A 23,665-nucleotide genomic window follows, 5' to 3' on the forward strand; every position below is an offset into this window, starting at 1 on the left:
GCATCGGTGCAAGGTCCCGACGCCGCGATCACGGCGCCTAAGATCACCCGGGACGGTCCGATGAAGCTCCTCTACTCCCCCGCCTCCCCCTATGCCCGCAAGGTGCTGGTCCTCGCCCACGAGACGGGACTGATCGACCGGATCGCCGTCACCGTCGCGGGGGCCTCGCCGACGGGCCCCTCCGCGGAGGTCGCCGCCCACAACCCGCTGGGCAAGATCCCCGCCCTTGTGCTGGAGGACGGTACCGCCCTCTACGACAGCCGGGTGATCTGCGAGTACCTCGACGGCCTCTCGTCCGGGCCGCACCTGTTCCCCGAGGGGGCCGCCCGCTGGGACGCGCTGACCCGGCAGGCGCTCGCCGACGGCCTGCTCGATGCGGCGCTGCTCACCCGCTACGAGCGGGTGCTGCGCCCCGAATCCCAGCGCTGGGACGCCTGGGAGGCCGGTCAGGTCGGCAAGATCCGCGCGGCGCTGGACCGCTTCGAGAGCCTGGTCGGCGGGATGCCGGCGCTGGATATCGGCACGGTCGCGCTGGGCTGCGCGCTCGGCTACCTGGATCTGCGCTTCCCCGATCTCGCGTGGCGGGAGGGCCGCCCGGCGGTCGCCGCCTGGTACGCGGAGTTCGAGCGCCGCCCGTCCATGGAAGCCACCGTGCCGAAGGGCTGAGGGCCCCGCCGCGCCGGGCCTCGCTACGGCCGGGCCCGGTCGGCGATCGCGTAGGGATGGGTCGATCCGAGCGGGTCGGCGAGGAAGTCCTGGACCGTCCCGGCGCCCGTGCCGAAGGTGATGAGCAGGAAGCCGCCCGCCAGCGCGAAGTTCTTGAGGAAGTCCCAGAACAGCTCGCGGCCCTTGCCCCCGGCCCAGAAATCCCCCGGCACCCAGAACTGCTTCCACAGCAGCGCCGTCACCCCGCAATAGCCGGCGAGCACGAAGGCGGCGGCCCGGTCGGCGGTCCCGGTCAGGATGCAGAGCGACATCCCGATCTCGACGCAGAGCCCGATCACGATCAGCGCCACCGCGGGCGCGGTGGCGTGCACGGCCTGCCGCGCCTGCCCGACCGCACCCCTGAAGTTCAGGATCTTGTCGAGGGCGCTGAACGGCAGGAACAGCAGCACGAGGAGCAGGCGGACGCCGAACGCGATCGCGACGCTGAGGCTGGCCATGCGCTGAACGGTCTCCCTCAACCCGGCCCGGTGCGCCGATCCGAGGCACCGGTCCAAGGCGCTGATCCAAGGCGCTGATCCAAGCCGCGAGCGGCCCAAAGGTTTCCTTGGCCACGCGCCGGTGCCGCCCGGCCAGGATGGGCGGCACCGCCCGGAATGGCGCGCTTCCTCGATCGAGGGTGGCATGGCGGCAACAATGGTTCAATCCGCTTCGCGCAGATGGTCGAGTTCCGGATCCTTCTGAAAATTACGACCCATCCTTCAATCGATGATAGATATCGGCCTAGACACCGTCTCGGCAATTTCGTGATCATTATTCGAAATCATCTCAGATCATTCGCCCAAATCTTGACAGGCACGCTCACTTCACGGCTCGATTTCTCGACGTTTCCCCCGGTCGACGCGCGGCGATGATTGCCGAGGCGCCGGCCCGGGGGAACCACGCGCCGATCAGTGTCCGTGAGAGTGTCGAATCTTGACCATGCGCATCGCGATCATCACGCCGTCGCGGCTCAAGCCCTCGACCCTGGTCGGAAAGGCCGGTCAGTACTTCCTGGAACACGCGATCGAGAGCGCCAACGCCCAGGAGCTCGACCGGCCGGCGACGATCCACTTCTTCGTCGGGACCGATCCGGAGACCGAGATCCCGGCGCGGCTCGCCGCGCACCCGCAGGTCACCTTCGCGCGCGGCGCGCGCAAGGGGCAGATCCCCGCGCTGAACGCGGCCATCGGCGCCGTCGACGACAGCTGGGACCTCGTCGGCTTCCTCGAGGACGACGATCGCTGGCTGCCGCCCTATCTGGGCGTCGCCGTCCGAGCCCTGGACAGCTTCGATTTCGTCTCCTCGACGCAGCTCGAGGTGGACGAGGCCGGCGAGGTGGTCCGGATCAACGACTTCGCGACGCCGTCGGGCTGGCTGATGCGGCGGACCACCTTCGCGCAGGTCGGCGCGATCAGCCCGGCCTCGAAGTGGCACTACGACAACGAGTGGCTCGGCCGCCTCGCCGAGACCGGCCTGCGCCGCGCCCACCTCGTCGAGGCGACGGCGCCGGTCACGCTGCAGGACGCGATCCTGGTCCGCCCGTGGCTCGCCAACGTCCTCCAGCTCGGCGGCCCCAGCATATCCCTCGCGCGCCACGGCTTCGTCCTGCCGCTGGTGTGCCGCCTCGTGCATCCGGGCTCCGGGAGCTCGGATGTCGGCCAGGGCGGGACGTCGCGAGCCGAGAGCGAGGCCGAGTACCGGCGGCTGGTCGACCGCTTCGGCCGCATCCCCTGGTGAGATCGCGCCGCGCGGCGGACGCTCGGCGGACCGGCGCCTCTCGCGACCGACGCGGAGGCCGGTTCAGCCGGGGATCACCCCTCGGGACGCTGACGCGGGGCCGGTCACGCAGGCGCCGATCAGCCGCCGCACGAAGCCCGCGCAGGCCTCGAGTTCGTCCCGGGTGACGTACTCGTCCGCCCTGTGGGCGCGCGCGATCGAGCCCGGCCCGATCACCACGGCCGGCACGCCGCCGAGCCGCTCGAACAGCCCGCCCTCCGTGCCGTACGAGACCTTGGCGTGGCCGTTGCGGCCCGCGAGGCGCTTGGCCAGGGTCACGATCTCCGCCTCCGGATCGGTGTCGAGGCCCGGATAGTCGATCAGCGGCTCGACCGCGACGCCGCAGGCCGGATCGCCGGCCCGCATCAGCGGCGCCAGCGTCCCGGTGGCGTAGGCGATCGCGGACGCCGCCAGCGCGGCGGCATCGTCCGCGCCGATCGCCCGGTACTCGAACTCGACGCTGCAGGTGTCGGGCACGATGTTGAGCGCCGATCCGCCCCGGACCACGCTCGACAGGCCGGTGGTGTGGGGCACGTCGTAGAGCGGGTCGCGGGCCCCGTCCCGGGCGATGGCCTCCGCGGACAGGCGGACATGCTCGATGAAGCGGGCGGCGTACTCGACCGCGTTGACCCCCTGGGGCGCCAGGGCCGAGTGGCTGGCCTTGCCGCGGAAGGTGAGGCGGGCGGCCGCCTTGCCCTTGTGGCCGACCACCACGTCCATCCCGGTCGGCTCGCCCACGAAGCAGCCGAGCGGCCGCGGCACGCGCTCGAGCATCCGGGCGATCAGCGGGCGCACGCCGAGGCACCCGATCTCCTCGTCGTACGAGATCGCGAGGTGGATCGGGGTGGCGAGCTCCGCCGCCACCATCTCGGGCAGGAGCGCGAGGCAGACCGCGAGGAACCCCTTCATGTCGGAGGTGCCGCGCCCGTAGAGCCGCCCGCCCTCCTCCCGCAGGACGAACGGGTCCGACGACCAGGGCTGGCCGTCGGTCGGCACCACGTCGCTGTGGCCGGAGAGCACGTAGCCGGGGCGGGTCTCGAACGGTCCGACGCTGACCAGCAGCGCCGCCTTCCGGCCCGACGGATCCGGCACTCGCTCGACCGCGGCGCCGTGGCCGCGGCAATAGGCCTCCGCCCAGTCGATCAGCGGCAGGTTCGAGCGGGCGCTCACCGTATCGAAGGCGACGAGCGCGGCGAGCAGTGCCGCCGGATCGGGCGTGCCGGGGCGCGGCGTGGCGGTCTGTGCGGGCTCTGTCATGGATCCCATGGCGTGGCGAGGTCGTGGCGAGGTCGTGACCGGATCTTGGCCGGATCTTGGCCGGGTCGCGGCCGGCGTGCCGACCCGCGCGAATCGGTCTCGAGGGCGCGCGGAGTCCTAGAGGGTTTTCGGCGCTTCCGGGATCCCGGGCAATGCCCGGCCGGCGGCGCCCCGGAACCGGGGCGGCGCTCGGGCGTAGCCGCCGGTGAAGCCCGTCAGGTCGCCCGTCCCGGAGCCCCGACCATGCGTCCCGGTCCCGCCCCGATCCTCGCCGCCCTCCTGCCGACGCTCCTGCTGCCGACGCTCCTGCTGCTGGCCGCCCCGGCCGAGGCCCGCCGGCAGGCCGCTCCCCCGGCCGGGCGACCGCATCACCGCGCGGCCTCCGACACGGACCTGACCCTCGCCCGCATGGCGGCGCGCGACCGGCCCCTCTGGCGGGTCTGGCAGCGGCCCCGGCCCCTCGCCCGGATGCTCCCCCCGTCGGCGCGCGAGCGGGTCGCGGCGCCGCCGCTCACGGGCTGGGGCTACGGCGGCACCGTCCCGGATGCCGCTCCCGGTTTCTGAACCGCCTCGACCCGGACCCGGCCGGCTGCCATGGTGCGGGCGAAAGCAGCGGCCCGAGACGGACACGATGGTGCTGGAGTTCCGCCTGGACGACCCGACCCCCGCGGATCCGCGCCGCCGCTGGGACACCCTGGCGCAGGAGGCGCGGGACGCCTGCTACGACAACACCCGCGCGGTGGCCGACAGCGCCGCCCAGGTCGCCGCCCGGGACGCGGCCTCGGCCGCCTACCGGGCCGCGCATCCGGCCGGCCTCGACGTGCCCTACGGCCCCGGCGCCCGCAACGCCCTCGACCTCTACCCGGCGCGGGACGCGGCGGCGCCCTGCCTGGTCTTCGTCCACGGCGGCTACTGGCAGCGGGGCGCCCGGGAGCTGTTCGCCTGCTTCGCGCAGGGCCCGAACGCCGCCGGCTGGTCGGTGGCGATGGTGGGCCACACCCTGGCGCCGGAGGCGAGCCTCGCCCGGATCGTGGCGGAGATCGGCGCGGCCCTCGACTGGCTGGCCGCCCACGGGGCCGCGCGCGGGATCCGCGGTCCCCTGGTCCTGTCGGGCTGGTCGGCGGGCGGGCTGCTCACCGCGATGCAGCTCGGCCATCCGGCGGTGGCGGCGGGCCTGGCGATCTCCGGCGTCTACGACCTCGCGCCGATCCGACAGACCGCCCTGGACGCCAAGCTGGGCCTCACCGACGGCGAGGTCGAGACCTTGTCGCCCCTGCGCCTCCCGGCGGTGGCGAAGCCGCTCTGCATCGCCTACGGCTCCCGCGAATTGCCGGCGCTGATCCACGACGCCCGCAACCTGCACGCCCTGCGGGCGGCGGCCCATGCCCCGGGATCCCTGCTCCCGGTCCCGGAGGCCGATCACTTCTCGGTGCTCGACGCCCTGCGCCGGCCCGGCGGGATCCTGGTCCGGGCGGCCCACGCCCTGCTCGAGGGCTGAGGCCCCGGCCGGGCTCCCGCACCGGACCCGTGCCGACGCGGGGGACGACCGCGTGCAGATTTGCAACTCCCGATAGAAATTCCGCATCGACGAGGCCGGTTTCCGTCTTGCTGAGGCTTGCCGCCCGTGCTGAGACGGGCTCGCGGGCACGATCTCCCTCCACCGGGAGCCGGCCGATCCCAGGGAGATCGGATGCAAGCGGTCGCGCGATCGGAACCCCCTGCGGCGGCGCCCTGCGCCGGCCCCGCGGCGCGCGCCAGCCACCGCGGCGGACGGCGCGGCGGATGGCGCGCGCCGCGGCTGCGCGTCGTGCTGGCCCTGGGTTTCGGCACGCTCGGCTTCCTGACGACCCTGGCGCTCGCCGCCCTGGCGAGCCGGGAGGCGACCCGCCGGCTCGAGGCGGAGGTCGGCGGGCAGCTCGTCGAGATCGCCGGGCAGATGGCCCGGGGCCTCGATATCGGGATGTTCGAGCGCTGGCGCGACATCCAGATCGCCGCCGCCTCGGACAGTCTGCGGGATCCCGGAGCCGGAACGGCCGCCAAGCGCGCCGTGATGGAGCGGCTCCAGGCGACCTACCCGGCCTACTCGATCATCGGGCTGATCGACTCCGACGGGCGCGTCTCCGTCACCAGCACCGGCGCCCTGGAGGGCGCGGACGTCTCCGGTCGCGACTACTTCCGCGGCGGCCGCGCGGGCCCCTACGTGGGCGACGTGCACCCGGCCAAGCTCCTCGAGGCGCTGATGCCCCCGGACGAGGCCGCCGCGCGCGCGGCGGCGCGCGAGCCCCTGCGGCTCCTCGACGTCGCGGCCCCGGTCCGGGCGCCGGACGGCCGCGTCCTCGGGGTGCTGGCCGCGCATCTCGACTGGGCCTGGGCGCGCGACATGGCCCGCGTCCTCGAAGGCGCCCTCCGGGGCCACCGCCAGGGTGCCGAGATCCTGATCCTGTCCCGCGACGGCACCGTGCTCCTCGGTCCGCCCGCCCTGCAGGGCGCCCCCCTGCCCCGGTCGGTCCTGGCGGGCGGACGGCCCCTCGATCCGGAGGGCACGAGCCGGGTCGGCCCCTGGCCGGACGGCACCGCGTATCTCAGCGCCCGCGCGTCCACGGCCGGCCACCGCGACTATCCGGGCCTCGGCTGGCAGGTGGTGGTCCGGCAGGTGGCCGACCGGGCCCTGACCTCGGTGGCGGCCCTGCGCGGGAGCATCCTGGCGGCGGGCAGCGCGGTGGCCCTCGCGGCGGCGCTGCTCGCGTGGCTGCTGGCCGGCCTGATCGCCCGCCCCCTGCTGGATCTGGCGGCCGCTGCCGAGACCCTGGGCCGCGACCAGCCCCTGCCGCCGCTGCCCCGCTCCTTCGTGCGCGAGGGCGCGACGATCGCCGCCGCCCTGGCGGCGGCGGCGGACGAACGGGCCCGGCGCGCGGAGACCCACCGGCTGCTGATCGACGAACTCAATCACCGGGTGAAGAATACCCTCGCCACCGTGCAGGCGATGGCGGCGCAGAGCCTGAAGAATCTCGGCGCCGGCGCGGCGGCAGGGCGCGACGCCTTCGAGGCGCGGCTCCTCGCCCTGTCGCGCGCCCACGATATCCTGACCCGCGAGAGCTGGGCGAGCGCGGATCTGCGCGGCATCGCCGCCCAGGCGGTGCGGCCCTTCCTGGGTCCGGAACCCGCGGGCGGCGATCCGTCGGACCGGGATTCTTCCGGTCGGGAGACTTCGGACCGGGAGACTTCGGACCGGGACGCTCTGGGCGCGAACACCCCGCGCATCACCCTGGACGGCCCCGACCTGCGGCTGCCGCCCGAGGGAGCGCTCGCGCTCACGATGATCCTGCACGAATTGTGCACCAACGCGGTCAAGCACGGCGCCCTGTCGGTTCCGGCCGGGCGAGCCGCGCTGGCCTGGACGGTGGAGGCCGGTCCGGACACCGAGACCCTGCGGCTGACCTGGCGCGAGCGCGGCGGCCCGCCGGTCGTCTCCCCCTCGCGGAAGGGGTTCGGCACCCGCCTGCTCGAGCGGGGCTTCGCCGGGGGCAGGACCGCCAGCCTCACCTACGAGGCCGGCGGCCTCGTCTACGTGGCGGCCAATCCTCTGCCCGCCGCCGGCCGCGCGCCCGCACGGTCCGCGCCGCGTCCGAACGCCGGGCGGGCCTGATCCCGCCCCGACCCGGGCGACCGTCGTCCCCGCCTCGACCCGACATCGCGCGCCCCTCTGCGGCGGGGCGGCCGCGCAGCCCTGCGCGCCGGCGAGGCCGGATTCCCCTTTAATCCCGGCCATGATTTCACGGCGCAACGAAGACGTGTGCGGGCGCACACGATAGTACATACGCCGAGGATTAAAGTGTTCATCGATATAATGTGCCGATGCGCACACGCTATTCCGGAAATTTAGACTATTTTCGACTTAGCGGCAGGGATGCAGTGTCCCGCGCCACAGGTTGAACAGCGAGGAAACGCCATGACCCAGTCCCGACATCTCCCGGCTCGCGGCCGCACGGCCGGTTCCGCCTTCGGCCTCGCCCTGGGCCTCCTGACCGGAATCCTCGGCGCGCCCCTGGCGGCGCAGGCGGGCGAAGGCGGCGGTGGGAGCCGCCAGGCCGCCGGCGGCGGCCACATGAGCTCCTACATCAGCGACCCCCACCACGACCCGCGCTCGCTGCACTCGCAGCGTTCCGGGTCCGGGCAGCTCCTCGGGGCGCCGATGGTTCACGACAGGGTCGGGGCCAGCGTGGCGCGTGGCCAGGTCGTCGACCCGCACTGGGCCTCCGGAACCGCGGAGCGCCGCCGGGTCCGTCGCTGAGACTTCGGACGCCGAGGCTTCGCACGCCGACACTTCGGACGCGACACCCCGACACCGAGACTCACCGCCCGGCCCCTCCGGCCGGGCGGTCCCGACCCGACCGAACACCGCTCCGCGCTCCCGCGCAGCGCCGCCGTCCGGCAGGCGCGCTCCGGCGCATCGCCCTTGCCCGTTCCGCCTTCCGGCTCTCCCAGCTTCAGGGACCCTTCATGAACAACATCATCCAGGGCATCGCCAGCTTCCAGGGCAGCGTCTTTCCCGGCCAGCGGCAGATGTACCAGCAGCTGGTGCGCGACGGGCAGCACCCGAGCGCGCTGATCATCGCCTGCGCGGATTCCCGGGTCTCGCCCGAGCACATCACCCAGGCGGGGCCCGGGGACCTGTTCGTCTGCCGCAACGCCGGCAACATCGTGCCCCCGGCCTCCGACGTGGTCGGCGGCGTCTCCTCGGCGATCGAGTACGCCGTGGTGGCCCTCGGCGTGCGCGACATCGTGGTCTGCGGCCACTCGGATTGCGGCGCCATGAAGGGGCTGATGAACCGGGACCTGCTCAAGCGGATGCCCAGCGTCGCCGCCTGGCTGCGCCACGCCGAGGCCGCCGAGCGGATCGTCTGCGAGGCCTATCCCGAGGGGATGGACGCGCAGGCCCGCCACCACGCCCTGGCCCTGGAGAACGTGGTGGTCCAGCTCGCCAACCTGCGCACCCATCCGAGCGTCGCCGCCGCCCTGGCCAAGGGTTCCCTGCGGCTGCACGGCTGGTTCTTCGAGATCGAGACCGGGGCCCTCCTGGCCTATGACGGCGCGAGCGGGCGCTTCCGGCCGATCGCCGGGGCCGACATGCCCGTGGCGCAGGATTCCTCCGCCAGCAGCCGCCTGCAGGCGGCCTGATCATGCGCCCCCCCGGCCGCCTGACCACGACCCTGCAGAGCGCCCTCGCCCCGGGCGGCGCCGTCCGGGCGAGCCTCGCCCGGGACCTGCCCGCCTCCGTGGTGGTCTTCCTGGTGGCGCTGCCCCTGTGCATGGGCATCGCCATCGCGTCCGGCGTGCCGCCGGAGCGCGGCCTCATCACCGGCATCGTCGGCGGCATCGTGGTCGGCCTCCTCGCCGGCTCGCCGCTCCAGGTCAGCGGGCCCGCCGCCGGGCTCGCCGTGATCGTCTACGGGTTCGTGCAGGCGCACGGTCTCGACGCCCTGGGCCCCGTCCTGGTGGTGGCGGGCCTCGTCCAGCTCGCCGCCGGCGCCCTGCGGGTCGGCGGCTGGTTCCGGGCGATCTCGCCGGCCGTGGTGCACGGCATGCTGGCCGGCATCGGGATCCTGATCGTGCTGGCCCAGATCCACGTCCTGACCGACGCCCTCCCCCGGGCGAGCGGCCTCGACAATCTCGTGGCGATCCCGGCCGCGTTCTTCAACTTCGTCACCGGCACGGGCGACCGCACCGGGGCCGTGATCGTCGGCGGGATCACCATCGCGGCGATGATCGCCTGGGAGCGGCTGCGCCCGGCGCGGCTCCGGCTCCTGCCCGGGGCGCTCGTCGGCGTGCTGGCGGGCAGCCTCGTGGCGGGGCTCGGGGATTTCGCCGTCAAGCGCGTGGCGGTGCCGGAGGCGCTGTTCTCCGGCCTCGCCCTGCCGGCCGCCGAGTCCTGGGCGCGCCTCGCCGAGGCCGAGATCCTGATCATGGCCCTGGTGATCGCGGTGATCGCCAGCGCCGAGAGCCTGCTCTCGGCGGCCGCCGTCGACCGGATGCACGACGGCCCCCGCACCCAGTTCAACCGGGAACTCGGCGCGCAGGGCATCGGCAACCTGATCTGCGGGCTCGTCGGCGCGCTGCCGATGACCGGGGTGATCGTGCGCTCCTCGGCCAACGTCCAGGCGGGCGCCGTGAGCCGCGCCGCCACGGTGATGCACGGGACCTGGATCCTGGCCTTCCTGCTCGCGCTGCCCTGGCTGCTGGCCCTGGTGCCGACCGCGAGCCTCGCCGGCATCCTGGTGGTCACCGGCTGGCGTCTGGCGAGCCCGGCCCACGCCCTGCACCTGCAGGCCCGCTACGGCTGGCTGACCGCGGCGATCTGGCTCGCCACGATGGCCACCGTGGTGGCGGTGGACCTGCTCACCGGGGTGCTGACCGGCCTCGCCCTGAGCCTGCTCCAGGCCCTGCCGAGCCTGCGCAAGGGACGGCTCCGGATCGAGCACGCGGCGGCCCCCGAAGTGCCGGGCGTGCCGGAGCTGCGCCTGTCGGGGGCGGCCACCTTCCTGCAACTGCCGAGCCTCACGGCGGCCCTGGAGCGCACCCCGGCGGGCGGCGAGGTCCGCCTCGCCACCGACAACCTCGCGGCCATCGACCACACCTGCCTGGAGATGATCGGCGACTGGGCGAGCCGGCGCAGCGCCGGCGGCAGCCGGATCGCGGTGGTCGGCGGCTCGGGCGTCCCGCACGACCGGCTCGCCGCCGCGGTGGCGGCCCCGGCCCACTGAAGGGCCCCGCGCCCTCTGCCGGCGGCCGGCCGGTCGCGGCGGGGCGCCCGCAGCGCGGGCCGGGCGCCGAAGCCGCGGCCCGAGAAACAACGGCGCGGAGCCGTTCCCGTCGCTGGGGCGATCGGGAGCGGCTCCGCGCCGCGTCCGGCCACCGGCCCCGCTCTCCGGGCGGCGGCAGCCCGCCGCGCGGGCCGTCAAGGCTGTCCGGGTCCGGGGACCCGGCGATCTTCAAAACCGGTTAATCCTGAATCTTCGCGCCCCTTTAACGAGCGGAAGGCCAGACTCAGCCCCACGGCAGGCCCGCGCCGCGGGACCGGCCGGCGGAATGGTTCTCGTCAGGAGCTTCGTCGATGATCAGGTTCCTCGCGGCCCCGGCCGCCTGCCTGGTCCTGTGCGGCGCCGCGGCAGCGCAGGACATGCCCGGCCTCGCGACCCTGAGCCCGCCCGACCCGGTGCAGCCGGTGGCCGCGAGCCCCGCGCTCCCGGCGCCGGACAGGGCGGTCGCGCCGGGGTCGCGACCGGAGGCCGGCCCCGATCAGGCCGCGCTCCGGCCCGAGCCCGGCCGGGCGCCCCTCGGCAGCCTCACCCTCCGCGGCACCGCGGCCGACCCCGCGCAGACGACCGCCAGCCTGAGGGCCCCGGCGACCGGCTCCGGCGCGTCCAAGCCCTGGTGCGCGCAGGAGCGCCGGGTCGGCACCGGTCAGGGCTTCTGCCTGGTCAACTGAAGCGGCCCGACCGGCGCTGCCGGCGCCCGGCGGCCGGGCCAGGAGGCCGCGTAGACCGTGACCTCGTCGAAGGTCCCAACCCTCCGGCGCGTGGTCGCGGGAGGCGACGAGGAGCACCGGCACGGCCGCGCCGACCGCCGCGACGGCGAGCAGCCGCGTGATCAGATCCGCGTGGGCGCGGGCGGCCTGGGTCAGCGCGCGGCCGAGCGGATCGCCGGGCCCGACGCGCGCCCAAGTGGGGAGACGGTGGCGGGGTCCGGCGTCACGTCTTCGTGACCGGCACCCCTCGGGCTGGATCCGGCTCCGAAGATGCCAGGGCGTAGGTGGCCTCGGCGACCCGGTTCAGGGGGCCGCCCGGCCCCGACCGCTTCCACAGGCGCGTGTTGAGGGCCGCCACCGGATCCCGGCCGGGCAGGGTGAAGCCCTGCCGGGCGAGCACCTCCAGGATCTCGGCCGCGTGCAGCGGCCGGCCCGCCCGCGCGATCGCCGCGCAGGCCGCCTGCACCACGGCCCGGCCGTAGCGGCGGGCGCCGGCGGCGTCCTCCGTGAAGGCGATCACCGGCGGGATCGGCCCGGCGGCGCCGGCGGGATCGGGCGACCGCGCCGCGGATCGACCGCACGCCCGCCGTCGCGGGCCGCGGGCTCCCCGTCGGCAGGCGCCCCGGGCCGGCCCTCCGGCACGTCCCGACCCCGCGGCGGCCCGTCGGCCGGGTCTCGGCGCAGCCCCGCCGGCGGATCGGGCTTCAGGGTCGGGTCCGGCCGCGCGTCCGCTCCGCCGGCCGCCAGCCGGCGACCGAGCTCCTGGTAGAGGACGAGATCGGCGATCTCCCGATCGAGCGCCTCGCGCTGGCGGCGCAGCGCGGCGAGCCGCGCCGCGATCTCGGAGTCCGACAGGCCCACGTCATGTTCCTTCCAAGCGGACGGAACATATACTCATTCCGATCGGCAGAGGGAATACGACCGACTCTCCATCCTGGCCCGTTTCATTCCGTGAGGGAATGAACCTCGCGCTCTGATCTATTCCTTCGCGCGCTTCCGTATTCCCTTGCCCGCAGGGCGGGGCGGCACGAGCAGCGTGCTGGGATCGGCCGGGTGCAGGGTCAGGCCGCCGTCGTCGAGCACCAGCGGCAGCCGCGGAAACACCTCGCGCAGGTGCGCGAGATCGGCCTTGAACGCCTGGCGGAAGCTGCGGATCGAGGCGTTCTCGGCCCCGAACTGCGCGTGGAGGTTCGCCCAGGTCAGGCGGAGCGGCCGCTGCAGGGACCGCAGGCGGTAGCCGGTCCAGAACAGCAGGTCGAGCTTGCGCGCCGAGCCCGAGAAGGCCCGGGCCGCCCGCACGTCCACCGGCAGGGCGTGCCGGATCAGGGTCTCGTAGAATTCGGGATCGAAGCGCACCGTGCGGCCGGCCTCGTCGTCCCCCTCCCCGGCGCGGGGGCGCCACAGCTCCAGGCTGCGGAACGGCGGGACGTTGAGGGTGGTGGCGCTGTCGCGCCCGTCCCAGAGGCCGATCTGCATGGAGCAGGCGGCCAGCCGGTTCAGCTGTTCCTTGAACTGGCGGATGGTGCCGCGCTCGCCCCCCGTGACCGCGAAGCCCATCTCGCGCATGAAGCCAGACAGGGTCTCGGCCACCTTCACGGTGGGGCTGCGCTGGCGCACGGCCTCGGTGCAGAGGTGGAGCAGGACCAGCCGGGCCTTCGGGCCGTAGGGCAGCCCCTGGGGCTCGAAGGCGCCGGTCTCCGGGTCCTTGATCCGGCCGGCGATCAGGTTGAGCGAGTTGCGGCCGTAGCTGCGGGAGAATTCCCGCACCGGCCCGGGATCGCGGTAGGGCAGGCCGCACAGAGCCAGGACCGAGTGGATGTGCTGGAGGCTCGACGGGAGGGCCGGCTCGTTCTCGATCACGAGGCGCACCGCGTCGCGGCGGCGCTGGTCGCGCGACAGCCCGGCCCGGCGGCTCTCCTCCTCCCCCAGGAGGGCGGCCCGGGCATCGCGCTCGCGCTGACGGTGCAGCACGTGCTCGACGATCTGCGCGAACAGGAAGCCGCCGCGCGCCGCCTCGATCTCGGCCCGCAGGTCCGGGTCATGGATCCCGGCGATCTTCTCCTCGATGCTCATCGCCCCTCGGCCCGCGCTGCACGGGCCGTCCATCCGGCGGGCGGACGGACGGCCCGATCCTGCCATGCCACGATTCGCCCGCCGCGGCCCCCGTCCGGTCGGCCTTGTCCCGGCAATCCACGCTTCCCCGGTGCGGGATCACGCCCGCGAGCGGGCCGACGCCGGTCGCTTCACGGCCGGCGCCCGCCCCGGCGCGCAGAGTTCGATACGGGTCTTGTCGCCCGCCGATCCGACGCCGAGCCGACGCCGCGTCCGGCGCAGAGTCCGATACGCGCGGGTGCCCGGTGACCGTCCCCGTTATCCACCGATCCGGGGGCGAATCCGCGCCGAATCGGATACGCGGCCGCGCAGATTCCGATACGGCGGGGCGCGGCCCGGGCGCAGAATCGGATACGCCGCCGCGCAGAGTTCAATGCATCCCCGCGCAGAGTCGGATGCGCGAACGCGCGCCAAACCACTGGCACACATGCGGAATTCGCCACCCCATATAACCTGCTGAACTGACTCTCTGAAAGATTCATCCAGATAATCTTCCTACTGCGGACCAGCCCGTTCGTTCTGACGAACGACCGTGTCGCGCCGCACATGCACAGGGTGCGAAGGGAATATGAGCAGGTTTTCCACATTCCCACGGGGAACGACCGTCGCGGCTTGACGGAACGGCGAAGGAGTTCCGTGCCGTGCCGCCGCGCCCCGCCGACGACCGGGTGGCCTCCGGCATCGCACCGGGGTTCGGCCAGGGTCACGGTGTGATGGCGGCTTGACGCGGACGATGCGGCCCGGTTTCTCGGCTCCTTCCGAGAGGGCCCTCAGAGAAGAGCGCGCCAATGCCCCCCTTGCCCGAATTCGCCCGGCCCAGCCTCGCCCTGCCCTGGGCCCCTTCGCCGATCGCAGCCCGATGACGGATCGCCGCGACGACGGCCGCCCGCCCGGCGGACGCCCCAGCCGGCCACGCCCGCCCTGGCCCCGGCGCCCGGCCCCCCGGCCCGGAAGCCGCCCGGCCGCGGCGGCCCGCCCGCGGGAGGAGGGCGGCGACGGGCCGACCGTGCTCTACGGCTGGCATCCCGTGGTGCAGGCCCTGGGCAACGCCCAGCGCGGCCTGCACCGGCTGCTCGCCACCGAGAACGCGGCCGCGCGCCTGGAGGCCGAGTTCGGCGGCGCCGTGCGGATCACCCCGGAACTGGTCCGGCCGAGCGACATCGGCCGCCTGCTCGGCCCGGACGCCGTCCACCAGGGGCTGTACCTGGAGGCCGAGCCCCTACCCGCCCCCGGCCTCGACGATCTGCCCGCCGACGCGCTGCTGCTGGCGCTCGACCAGATCACCGACCCGCACAATGTCGGGGCGATCGTGCGCACCGCCGCGGCCTTCGGCGTGGCCGGGATCGTCACCACGGCGCGCCACGCGCCGGGCGCCACCGGGGTCCTGGCGAAATCCGCTTCCGGCGGCCTGGAACACGTGCCCTTCGTGACTGTCCGGAACCTCGCCGAGGCCCTGATCGAACTGGGCGAACGCGGCTTCACCCGGGTCGGCCTCGATTCGGACGCGCCCGAGAGCCTCGACGCGCTGACGGTCGCGCGGCCCCTGGTGATCGTGCTGGGCGCCGAGGGCAAGGGCCTGCGCGAGCGGACCCGGGGCTGCTGCGACGTCCTGGCCCGGATCCCCTTCTCGGGCGCGATCCGCAGCCTCAACGTCTCGAACGCCGCCGCCATCACCCTCTACGCCCTCGGCCGGAAGAGGGACTGACGGGACCGTGACGCGGCCGGACCAGTCCCCGAGCGGGGCCGCCGCGATACGTTCGGAAACACGGAACCGAGCCCGGAAGCCCCTGTTCCGCCTAGGCAATCTTCGCAACTTCCCGTAGAATACGCGGCGAGGGGGGCGTCGGCTCGAGGGCTGCGCCGGATGTTGGACGATGCGTTTACCTACGGCGGTTGGGCCCTCGGCCTGGTCGCCGTCGGTGTGTGGATTTGGCTCGCGCGGCGCGCCTTCCCGAACTTCGAATCCTTCGTGACGGGCTTCGACGACGAGCTCCGGCTCGGCGCCAGCCCGGAGGAGCGCGCGCGCAGCGCGCGCTGGCACCAGGTCCGTCAGGCCGCCATGGCCCTGACGGCCGTCGCGGCCCTGTGCCTGTCGATCGGCTTCGCGATTCCCGACTGAACCGGAAACCCCGGAGGCGGCCCCGGCCGACCGGGATCCGGCCCGGGTCCCGCTCCGAAGCGCACGGGCGCGCACCGTCCCTGTTCCGGGACCCCGGCGTGATGTACCGGATCCGCGGAACCGCCCCGGTACGGTCCGGGACGCGGAGGGAGCAGCCGACCGTGCCGCCAGCCGCCGAACGCCCGGTCGCCCCGTCATCCGGGGCCGCGCGGCCGCACGCCTCCGACATCGCGGCGCGCCTGGAGCGGCTGCCCATGTCGGGCTACCAGCGCCGGATCTTCGCGGTCATCGCCTCGGCGTGGCTCGTCGACCAGATCGACGTGGCGCTCCTGACCTTCCTGCTCGGCGCGATCGTGGCGGCCTTCGGCCTGACGCCCACCGAGGCCGGCCAGCTCGCCGCCATGACCTTCGCGGGCCAGCTCGTGGGCAACGTCCTCGCGGGCACCGCCTCCGACCGGTTCGGCCGCAAGGCGGTGTTCCAGGTGACCATGGTGGTCTGGGGGCTGGCGAGCCTCGCGGCGGCGGCCGCCTGGAGCCTGCCCGTGCTGATGGCCTGCCGGTTCCTGATCGGGGTCGGCGTCGGCGGCGAGGCGCCGGTGGCGCAGGCGATGGTCTCGGAGATCGTACCGGCCCGGGTGCGCGGCAAGTACATCGCGATCCTGGAGGGGTTCTGGGCGGTCGGCTACGTCCTCTCGGGGGCGATCAGCTTCTTCGTCCTGCCCCATCTCGGTTGGCGCTGGGCCTTCGTGGTGGTCGGCCTGCTGTCGCTCGTGGTGCTGGCGGTGCGCCGCACGATGCCGGAATCGCCCCGCTGGCTCGCCGAGGCGGGCCGCGAAGCGGAGGCGGAATCCGCGATGGCCGCGATGGAGCGGGCCGTGGAGCGCGCCACCGGCCGCCCCCTCCCCCCGGTCGCGCCGGCCCTGGCCGCGGCGACGGCGGCCGTGCCCGGCCCGCGGCAAGATCCGCATCAGGGTCCGCATCAGGGTCCGCACCGCGGCGCCGTCGCGACTCTGTTCGCGCCCGAATACCGCCTGCGCACCGTGATGGCGTTCGGGCTGTGGTTCTTCGCGCTGATCGGCTTCTTCGGCCTCAATTCCTGGATCGCCGTGCTGCTCAAGGAGCGCGGCTTCTCGATCGTCGGCTCGGTGGGCTTCGTCACCCTGATCACCCTCGGCGGCATCCCGGGCTTCGCCGCGGCGGCCGTGCTGCTCGAGCGGGTCGGCCGCAAGCCCACCACCGCCCTGTTCCTGATCTGCGCGGCGGCGGCGGCCTACCTGTACGGCAATGCCGGCGCCGGGACGGTGCTGACCGTCTCGGGCGTCGCCGTGACCTGGCTGTTCGTCGCCGGCTTCGTCATGCAGTTCTTCATGTTCGGCATGTGGAGCTGCCTCTACGCCTACACGCCGGAACTCTACCCGACCCGGGCCCGAGCCACGGGCGCCGGCTTCGCCTCGGCCTTCGGGCGGATCGGCGCCATCCTGGGGCCGATGATCGTGCCGGTGCTGGTGCGCGACCACGGCCCGGCCACCGCGTTCCAGGTCGGCGCCGGCGGCTTCCTGATCGCCGCCCTGCTGGTCCTGACCCTCGGCGTCGAGACCCGCGGCAAGGTGCTGGAGGCCGTCTCGCGCTGAGACGAGGACCGACCGGACACACAGCTCGATCCGCACAGGAGACTCGCGAACAATGCCCGTCGTGGACATGCGCAGCCGGCCGACCTTCCTGCACAGATTCTTCGGCGCCGAGCCGGACACGCCCGAGTTCGGCGTGGACCGCTGGCTCAATGCCCGGGTCGGCAGCCGGGAGGTGGAGCACTTCACCCGCGGCGCGACGATCGAGGGCTTCCGTGCCGAGATGGACGGGGCCGGCATCGACGTCGCCGTCATGGTCGCCCGCTCGGTCCCGGGGGTGCGGGTCTCGAACGACGCCCTGGCGGAGGCCGCCCGGCACGACCCGAGGCGGCTGATCGGCATCGCCTCGGTGGATCCGGTGAAGCTCGGCCGCAAGGCCGCCCTCGCGGAGGCGCGGCGCGCCGTGACCGAGCTCGGCTTCAAGGGCATCAACCTCGATGCCGGCTTCTACCGCGAGGCCATGCGGGCCGACGACGAGCGCCTGATGCCGCTCTACGAGCTGTGCCAGGAGCTCGAGGTCCCGGCCTTCGTGATGTCGGGGCCGACGACGCCGGACCTGCGCCTCAACGACCCGCTCGCGGTCGACCGGGTCGCCAGGACCTTCCCTGCGCTGCCGATCGTGTGCTGCCACGGGTTCTACCCGCACGTTGCCGACATGGTGACGGTGGCGTTCCGCAACGCGAACGTCTTCGTCTCGCCCGACATGTACACGTTCGCGCCGGGCGGCGGCCTCTACGTCGAGGCGGCGAACGGGTTCATGAAGGACCAGTTCCTGTTCGGCTCCTCGTTCCCGTTCCGCCCGATGGGCCAGGGCGTCGCGGATTTCCGCGGCCTCGGCCTGTCCGAGGAGGCCCTGGAGGCCGCCCTCTGGCGCAACGCCGACCGGCTCCTCGGGCTCGGCCTCGCCGCGTAGGGAAAGCCCGGTTCGGGAGGTCCGGGACCTTTCGCGGGCGCGGCCCGCATGTCGGGGCACTGCCCCGACACCCCGCCGAAGGGCCGAGCCCTTCGGGATCCCGCGTCAGGCTGCGCGAACCCGGGTGAGGAAGGTCTCGACCGCGCCGCGCAGATCGCCCGCCTGCCGGGACAGGTCGGCCGCCGCGTGCAGCACCTGGGCCGAGCCCTGGCTCGCGGTGCCGGCCGCCGCGCCGACGCCCGCCATGTGCTTCGAGACCCCGCTTGTGTCCTGCGAGGTCTGCGCGGTGGTCCGGGCGATCTCCGCGGTGGCCGCGCCCTGCTGCTCGACCATGGCGGCGATCTCGGCGCCGATCCGGGCGAGGTCGCGGATCACCGCGGTGATGCCGCCGATCGACCGGACCGAGGCCTCGGTCGATCCGGTGATCTCCGAGACCTTGCCGGCGATCTCCTCGGTGGCCCGGGCGGTCTGCTCCGCGAGGTGCTTGACCTCGGCGGCGACCACCGCGAAGCCGCGGCCGGCCTCCCCGGCGCGCGCCGCCTCGATGGTGGCGTTGAGCGCCAGCAGGTTGGTCTGGCCGGCGATCTGCGAGATGATCGCGACGATCTCCCCGATGCTGCCGGCCGCCTGGGCGAGGCGGTGGACTTCCCCGGCCATGCCGTCCGCGCTCCGCGTGGCGGCCGCCGCGAGGTCCGCCGAGGACCCGACCTGCACGCCGATCTCCCGGACCGAGGCGGTGAGCTCCTCGGTGGCCGCCGCCACCGTGTCGGCCGATCGGGCGGCCGAATCGGCCGACACCGCCACCGCCCGGCTGAGATCGGTCGTGTCCTGGGCGGCGCGGGCCATCCCGTGCGCGGAGGCCTCCAGCTGGGCCGCCGCCGCCGAGACGGCCGCGACGATCCCGCCGACCTGGCGCTCGAAGCTGTCGGCGAGGCCGAGGGCGGCCGCGCGCTGGGCCGCCGCGGTCTCGGCGGCGAGCCGCTCCTGCGCGGCCCGGGCCGCCCGGCGCTCGGCGACGCTGTCGCGGAACGCCAGGGCGGCGGCGGCGATCGCCCGGACCTCGCGCGGCCCGCCGGTCGGGATGGTCAGGTCGGCCGTGCCCGCGTCCCGGCCGATCGCGGTCAGCACCCCGGCCATCCGGGAGAGCGGACGGGCGATGGCCGTGCCGAGCCAGACCGCGAGGCCGGCCGAGAGGGCGAACAGGGCGAGGCCGCCGGCGGCCCAGAAGGCCAGCATCCGCCCGGCGCGGGCGTGCACCGCCCCCGCGGCCGCCACCAGGTCGGCGGTGAGCCGGTCCTCCACGCCCTTCAGGGCGTCGATGCGCTGCGTGGCGAGGCGGAACCACGCCGGCGCGTCGCGGAAGGCGAGGGGCGTCCCCGGCATCGTCTCCTGCGCGACCGTCCGCAGGCGCGCGACCTCGCGGGCCGGCCCGGTCGCCTCCGCGGCGTCGAGCAGGTGCGCCTGCCCGGCCTCGGCCCCGGCCCGGAACAGGCCGGCATAGGTCGCCTGCTCGGCCGCGAGGGTCGCGAGGCGGCGGGCGGCCGCGAGGTCGAGGTTGCCGGAGGCGAAGACCGCCGCGGCGACGGCCCGCTCCTGGCCGGCCGCCTCCTTCAGCGCCAGGAAGGCCGCGTAGGCGTTCGCCCGGGCGGCGAGGCCGGCCTCGTCGATCGCGCCGCCCATGGCCCGCACCAGCCCGAGCCCCTCCCCGATCAGGCCCGTGTAGTAGGCCACGGCCTGCGGCGTGGCCGCCGTCAGGGCGTCGACGGCCCGGCGCTGCGCGGCCAGTCCGGTGAGCGCCTGCGCGAAGCCCTCGCTCCGGGCCGCGAAGACCGGCCCGAAGCCCGTCGCGGCGGTCACGGCCTCGGGCAGTCCGGCGAGCGCCGCGTCGGTGCGCCTGCGCTGGGCCGCCAGTTCCGGACCGAACTGCGCGCCCTGCGCGCCCAGGAACAGGCTCGAGGCCCCGCGCTCCCGCTGGGCCTCGTGCACGAAGGCGCTGATCCGGGAGGCGAGGCCGACCAGGCCCTCAACCCGGTCCATCTCGGCCCGCCGCGCCCACTGGTCCGACACGGCGAGGCCGGCCGCCCCCGCGAAGGCGAGGCACGGGGCGAGCGCCACCGCCAGGATGCGGGCGCGGAGCGAGGCGAGGATCGGCATCGGAAGATCTGGAACCGTCCGGCAGGAGACGCGCCACCTTCCGGCCAAGTCATAAAAATCCGGTTATGGGTCTCGCGCGGATCCGGGACCGGTCTGCCCAATCAGGCGGCGTTTTGGGCCGCATCTGCCAATTCGACGTGCAGATCTCCCCAGGTCTTCAGCGCGCGGATGACCGGCTCGAGGGACCGCCCCCGCTCGGTCAGGCTGTATTCGACCTTCGGGGGAACCTCGGCATAGACCGTCCGGGTGATCAGGCCGTCGGCTTCCATTTCGCGCAACTGGTTCGTGAGCATGCGCTGGGTCACGCTGGCGAGGCGCCGCCGGATCTCGTTGAACCGCAGGGTTCCCTCCAGCAGGTGATAGAGGATCACGCCCTTCCACTTGCCGTCGATGAGCCGGAGCGTCGCCTCGACGGCGCAGCCGGGGCTGCAGGCCCCCGTGTGGCGGCGGGTGCGGGGCATGGGCGTCTCCGACGGTATGGTTTCCGGCACTAGCGGCGTTTTATGTGCGTACTTGCGGCCCGTGAAGGCGGGCGGCATCTCCTGCGGCGACAGCCCGAGGAGATCACCATGCGCGCCGTCGGCTACCGCAAGTCCCTGCCGATCACCGATCCCGAAGCCCTGGTCGACCTCGACCTGCCCCAGCCGGCGCCCGGCCCGCTGGACCTGCTGGTGAAGGTCGAGGCGGTCTCGGTGAACCCCGTCGACACCAAGGTCCGGCGGCGGGCCGAGCCGGAGGCCGGCGGCGCCAAGGTGCTCGGCTGGGACGCGGCCGGCACCGTCGTCGCCGCCGGCGCGGAGGTCCAGGGCTTCGCCGCGGGCGACGCGGTGTTCTACGCGGGCGACCTCACCCGGCCGGGGACGAACGCCCAGTTCCACTGCGTCGATGCCCGCATCGTCGGGCGCAAGCCCGCGCGCCTCGACTGGGCGCAGGCCGCCGCCCTGCCGCTCACCGCGATCACCGCCTGGGAGACGCTGTTCGACCGGCTCGACACGGGCAAGCCGGTTCCGGGCGCCGCCCCGGCGATCCTGATCGTCGGCGGCGCGGGGGGCGTCGGATCGGTGGCCATCCAGCTCGCCCGGGAACTCACCGACCTCACCGTGATCGCCACCGCGTCGCGGCCCGAGACGGCGGCCTGGTGCCGGGACCTCGGCGCCCACCACGTGGTCGACCATTCCAAGCCCCTGGCGGCCGAGGTGGCGGCCCTGGGGCTCGGCGCGCCGGGCCTCGTCTTCTCCACGACCAACACCGACGCGCACCTCGCCGCGATCGTCGAGCTCATCGCCCCGCAGGGCCGCCTCGCCCTGATCGACGATCCGGAGCGCCTCGATGTCGGGCTCCTCAAGCGCAAGAGCCTGTCGCTGCACTGGGAGTTCATGTTCACCCGCTCGATGTTCGCCACCGCCGACATCGCTGCCCAGGGCGCGCTCCTCGACGAGGTCGCCCGCCTCATTGATTCGGGCCGCCTGCGCACCACCCTGGGAGAGCATTACGGGCGGATCGACGCCGCGAATCTCCGGCGCGCCCACGGCCTGATCGAGAGCGGGCGCGCCAGGGGCAAGATCGTGCTCGAAGGCTTCTCGGAGTGAGGACGCGATGACGGAGGCGGCGGGGACCGGGATCTTCGACGTGGCGGCACTGGCGGCGGCGCTGCCCGACAGCGCCGGGACCCTCCTGGTCGACACCTACCTGACCGACCGGGAGGCCGCGAGCGCCCGGGTGTTCCGGGTCTACCGGCCGACGCCGCCGCACTACCACGCCACCTGCGACGAGTACCTCTACTGCCTCTCGGGCCGGGGCACCTTCTGGATGCGCGATCCCGCCGCGGTGACCGCGTTCGGCCCCGGCCAGCTCCTGTTCTTCGAGAAGGGCACGGTCCACGCGATGCCGGCGCTCGAGCCCGGGGACCCGGTGGTGTTCCTGTCGATCGACACGCCCCGCCGGGCGCCGACCGACATCATCTTCGTGAACCCGGAGGACGGGACGCCGGCCAGCTTCATGGCGCGCAACGCGGAGGGTTGAGGTCAGACCCGCAGGGAGCGCCCGGCCGCCGCCACGCCGACGAGCAGGGCCGCCACGATCAGGAGCGCCGCGGGAAGGCCGAGCGCCTGCGCGGCGAAGCCGATCAGGGCCGGGCCCGCCAGCACCCCGGCATAGCCCAGCGTCGTCACCGCCGGCACCGCCACGCTCTCGGCCATCGCCCTCTGGCGGCCGGCCGCCGTGAACAGGACCGGGACGATGTTGGCGCAGCCCGCCCCGACCAGCGCGTAGCCGGCGAGTGCCGCCTCCCAGGCCGGGACGAGGACCGAGAGCGCGAGGCCGACGGCCGCCAGCAGGCCGCCGAGGACGACCACGCTCCGGCGCCCGAGCCGGGCCACGACCCGGTCGCCCGCGAGCCGGCCGACCGTCATCGTCACCGAGAAGGCCGCGTAGCCGAGCGCCGCCCAGGCCGGATCGAGCCCCCGCTGCTGGATCAGGAAGACCGCGCTCCAGTCGAGGGCCGAGCCCTCGGTGAGGAACACCACGAAGCAGAGCAGCCCCAGGACCAGCACCGGGCCGCGGGGCAGCGCGAAGGCGGGGCCGCCGCGCGCCCCTCCCCTGTCCGGCGGCAGGATGCCGGGCCAGGCGGCGGCGAACAGGGCCGCGATGCCGGCGGACAGGAGAAGCACGCTCCAGCCCGCGCCGAGGCCCGCCGCCAGCAGGCCGCTGGCGATCAGCGCCCCCAGGATGCAGCCGAGGCTGTAGAGGCCGTGGAAGCCCGACATCATCGGGTGCCCGCTCCGGCGCTCCACCGCGACCGCCTGCAGGTTCATGACGCAGTCCACCGCCCCCATCCCGGCCCCGAACAGCAGCAGCCCCAGGGTGAGCGTCACGAGCCCCGAGGCCGCGGCCAGCACCGGGAGGGCGAGGCCGAGGGCCAGCGTGCCGGCGAGCAGGACCGGCCGGAAGCCGAGCCGCGCGGCCGCGGCCCCGGCGCTCGGCATTGCCAGGATCGAGCCGACGCCGAAGGTGAGGAGCAGCAGGCCGAGCCCCGCCGCGTCGAGGCCGGCGCGGTCCTTCACCAGCGGCACCAGGGGCGCCCAGGTGGCGTTGGCGATGCCGACGATCAGGAACAGCAGCCGGGTGGACAGCCTCTGCCGGGCCGCGGCCCGGTCGTCGGCCCCCGGGATGGCAACCGGATCGGTCAGGTCGAGCGCTGGCATCGATGCCTGTCGGGACTTGGATCTGTGGGCGGGATTGGGCAATGTGGATCTCAACTCCCGCGGTGCAACACCGAAGGTGGGCCAAGGTTTGGCGAATCGAGGTCCGGCGAACCCGGGGCCGCCGGACTCCGATCGCGGCCGTTGGCTGCACGTCGTCGCCCGCGCAGCGAAGGGGCCCGGCGCGCGGCTCGTCAGCGTGGCGCCATCCGGATTGCTTCGCTGCGCGCGCAAAGACGGCTGCGCGTTCACCGAGCGGTTGCCGACGTACGCGTT

Annotated in this window: 21 protein-coding genes and 1 pseudogene; 15 read left to right on the forward strand and 7 right to left on the reverse strand. The window is 74.3% G+C overall.

Going from position 1 to position 23,665, the window contains the following annotated elements; genetic code table 11:
• Window positions 1–60 precede the first annotated feature (60 nt).
• On the forward strand, window positions 61–666 hold the full coding sequence (locus tag BKE41_RS09090) for a glutathione S-transferase (protein ID WP_012318528.1): 606 nt from the start codon (window positions 61–63) through the stop codon (window positions 664–666).
• 23 nt (window positions 667–689) lie between these two features.
• On the opposite strand, the gene BKE41_RS09095 is transcribed toward BKE41_RS09090, so the two are convergent.
• Window positions 690–1,163, reverse strand: coding sequence for a DoxX family membrane protein (locus BKE41_RS09095; protein WP_012318529.1), 474 nt, complete (start codon window positions 1,161–1,163; stop codon window positions 690–692).
• 481 nt (window positions 1,164–1,644) lie between these two features.
• On the opposite strand from BKE41_RS09095, the gene BKE41_RS09100 reads away from it, so the two are divergent.
• Entirely contained in the window at window positions 1,645–2,442 is a 798-nt protein-coding gene (locus tag BKE41_RS09100) for a glycosyltransferase family 2 protein (RefSeq protein ID WP_070999199.1), read from the forward strand.
• Window positions 2,443–2,505: 63 nt separating this feature from the next.
• Here the strand turns inward: BKE41_RS09100 and argE are convergent, their stop codons facing one another.
• Window positions 2,506–3,738: an acetylornithine deacetylase gene (argE, locus tag BKE41_RS09105; protein ID WP_029361272.1), complete on the reverse strand. Its 1,233-nt coding sequence runs from the start codon at window positions 3,736–3,738 to the stop codon at window positions 2,506–2,508.
• Window positions 3,739–3,981: 243 nt separating this feature from the next.
• Here argE and BKE41_RS09110 point away from each other — a divergent pair, with 243 nt between their 5' ends.
• From BKE41_RS09110 to BKE41_RS09140, 7 genes are all read left to right on the forward strand, one after another.
• Window positions 3,982–4,302 carry a hypothetical protein gene (locus BKE41_RS09110; RefSeq protein ID WP_012318532.1) on the forward strand — a complete coding sequence of 107 codons (321 nt, stop codon included), beginning with the start codon at window positions 3,982–3,984 and terminating at the stop codon, window positions 4,300–4,302.
• A gap of 67 nt (window positions 4,303–4,369) precedes the next feature.
• Window positions 4,370–5,236 carry an alpha/beta hydrolase gene (locus BKE41_RS09115; protein ID WP_083374333.1) on the forward strand — a complete coding sequence of 289 codons (867 nt, stop codon included), beginning with the start codon at window positions 4,370–4,372 and terminating at the stop codon, window positions 5,234–5,236.
• A 192-nt stretch (window positions 5,237–5,428) separates the two neighbouring features.
• A complete protein-coding gene (locus BKE41_RS09120) occupies window positions 5,429–7,384 on the forward strand; it encodes an HWE histidine kinase domain-containing protein (RefSeq protein ID WP_070999201.1) in 1,956 nt (651 codons plus the stop codon).
• Between the two features lie 303 nt (window positions 7,385–7,687).
• Entirely contained in the window at window positions 7,688–8,029 is a 342-nt protein-coding gene (locus BKE41_RS09125) for a hypothetical protein (RefSeq protein ID WP_070999202.1), read from the forward strand.
• A 209-nt stretch (window positions 8,030–8,238) separates the two neighbouring features.
• On the forward strand, window positions 8,239–8,916 hold the full coding sequence (locus BKE41_RS09130; RefSeq protein WP_012318536.1) for a carbonic anhydrase: 678 nt from the start codon (window positions 8,239–8,241) through the stop codon (window positions 8,914–8,916).
• Between the two features lie 2 nt (window positions 8,917–8,918).
• Window positions 8,919–10,499: a SulP family inorganic anion transporter gene (locus BKE41_RS09135; protein ID WP_058608320.1), complete on the forward strand. Its 1,581-nt coding sequence runs from the start codon at window positions 8,919–8,921 to the stop codon at window positions 10,497–10,499.
• Between the two features lie 350 nt (window positions 10,500–10,849).
• On the forward strand, window positions 10,850–11,224 hold the full coding sequence (locus tag BKE41_RS09140; protein WP_012318538.1) for a hypothetical protein: 375 nt from the start codon (window positions 10,850–10,852) through the stop codon (window positions 11,222–11,224).
• 262 nt (window positions 11,225–11,486) lie between these two features.
• On the opposite strand, the pseudogene BKE41_RS32590 reads toward BKE41_RS09140, so the two are convergent.
• A pseudogene (locus tag BKE41_RS32590) lies at window positions 11,487–12,124 on the reverse strand (hypothetical protein).
• 117 nt (window positions 12,125–12,241) lie between these two features.
• Entirely contained in the window at window positions 12,242–13,336 is a 1,095-nt protein-coding gene (locus BKE41_RS09155) for a replication protein RepA (protein ID WP_012318541.1), read from the reverse strand.
• 898 nt (window positions 13,337–14,234) lie between these two features.
• Here BKE41_RS09155 and BKE41_RS09160 point away from each other — a divergent pair.
• From BKE41_RS09160 to BKE41_RS09175, 4 genes are all read left to right on the forward strand, one after another.
• Window positions 14,235–15,080: an RNA methyltransferase gene (locus BKE41_RS09160; protein WP_012318542.1), complete on the forward strand. Its 846-nt coding sequence runs from the start codon at window positions 14,235–14,237 to the stop codon at window positions 15,078–15,080.
• Between the two features lie 159 nt (window positions 15,081–15,239).
• A complete protein-coding gene (locus tag BKE41_RS09165; RefSeq protein WP_012318543.1) occupies window positions 15,240–15,494 on the forward strand; it encodes a hypothetical protein in 255 nt (84 codons plus the stop codon).
• Window positions 15,495–15,655: 161 nt separating this feature from the next.
• Complete coding sequence (locus tag BKE41_RS09170) at window positions 15,656–17,125, forward strand: MFS transporter (RefSeq protein WP_245295934.1); 1,470 nt, start codon at window positions 15,656–15,658, stop codon at window positions 17,123–17,125.
• A 52-nt stretch (window positions 17,126–17,177) separates the two neighbouring features.
• Complete coding sequence (locus BKE41_RS09175; RefSeq protein ID WP_070999204.1) at window positions 17,178–18,035, forward strand: amidohydrolase family protein; 858 nt, start codon at window positions 17,178–17,180, stop codon at window positions 18,033–18,035.
• A gap of 105 nt (window positions 18,036–18,140) precedes the next feature.
• On the opposite strand, the gene BKE41_RS09180 is transcribed toward BKE41_RS09175, so the two are convergent.
• Window positions 18,141–20,189, reverse strand: coding sequence for a nitrate- and nitrite sensing domain-containing protein (locus tag BKE41_RS09180; protein ID WP_070999206.1), 2,049 nt, complete (start codon window positions 20,187–20,189; stop codon window positions 18,141–18,143).
• A 101-nt stretch (window positions 20,190–20,290) separates the two neighbouring features.
• A complete protein-coding gene (locus tag BKE41_RS09185) occupies window positions 20,291–20,650 on the reverse strand; it encodes a helix-turn-helix domain-containing protein (RefSeq protein WP_012318547.1) in 360 nt (119 codons plus the stop codon).
• Window positions 20,651–20,758: 108 nt separating this feature from the next.
• On the opposite strand from BKE41_RS09185, the gene BKE41_RS09190 reads away from it, so the two are divergent.
• Window positions 20,759–21,778: a zinc-binding alcohol dehydrogenase family protein gene (locus tag BKE41_RS09190; RefSeq protein WP_012318548.1), complete on the forward strand. Its 1,020-nt coding sequence runs from the start codon at window positions 20,759–20,761 to the stop codon at window positions 21,776–21,778.
• 7 nt (window positions 21,779–21,785) lie between these two features.
• Complete coding sequence (locus tag BKE41_RS09195; RefSeq protein ID WP_012318549.1) at window positions 21,786–22,211, forward strand: cupin domain-containing protein; 426 nt, start codon at window positions 21,786–21,788, stop codon at window positions 22,209–22,211.
• A gap of 2 nt (window positions 22,212–22,213) precedes the next feature.
• Here the strand turns inward: BKE41_RS09195 and BKE41_RS09200 are convergent, their stop codons facing one another.
• A complete protein-coding gene (locus BKE41_RS09200) occupies window positions 22,214–23,392 on the reverse strand; it encodes an MFS transporter (protein WP_029360891.1) in 1,179 nt (392 codons plus the stop codon).
• Between the last annotated feature and the right edge of the window lie 273 nt (window positions 23,393–23,665).

The sequence above is a fragment of the Methylobacterium sp. C1 genome, assembly GCF_001854385.1.
Lineage (GTDB): Bacteria > Pseudomonadota > Alphaproteobacteria > Rhizobiales > Beijerinckiaceae > Methylobacterium > Methylobacterium radiotolerans.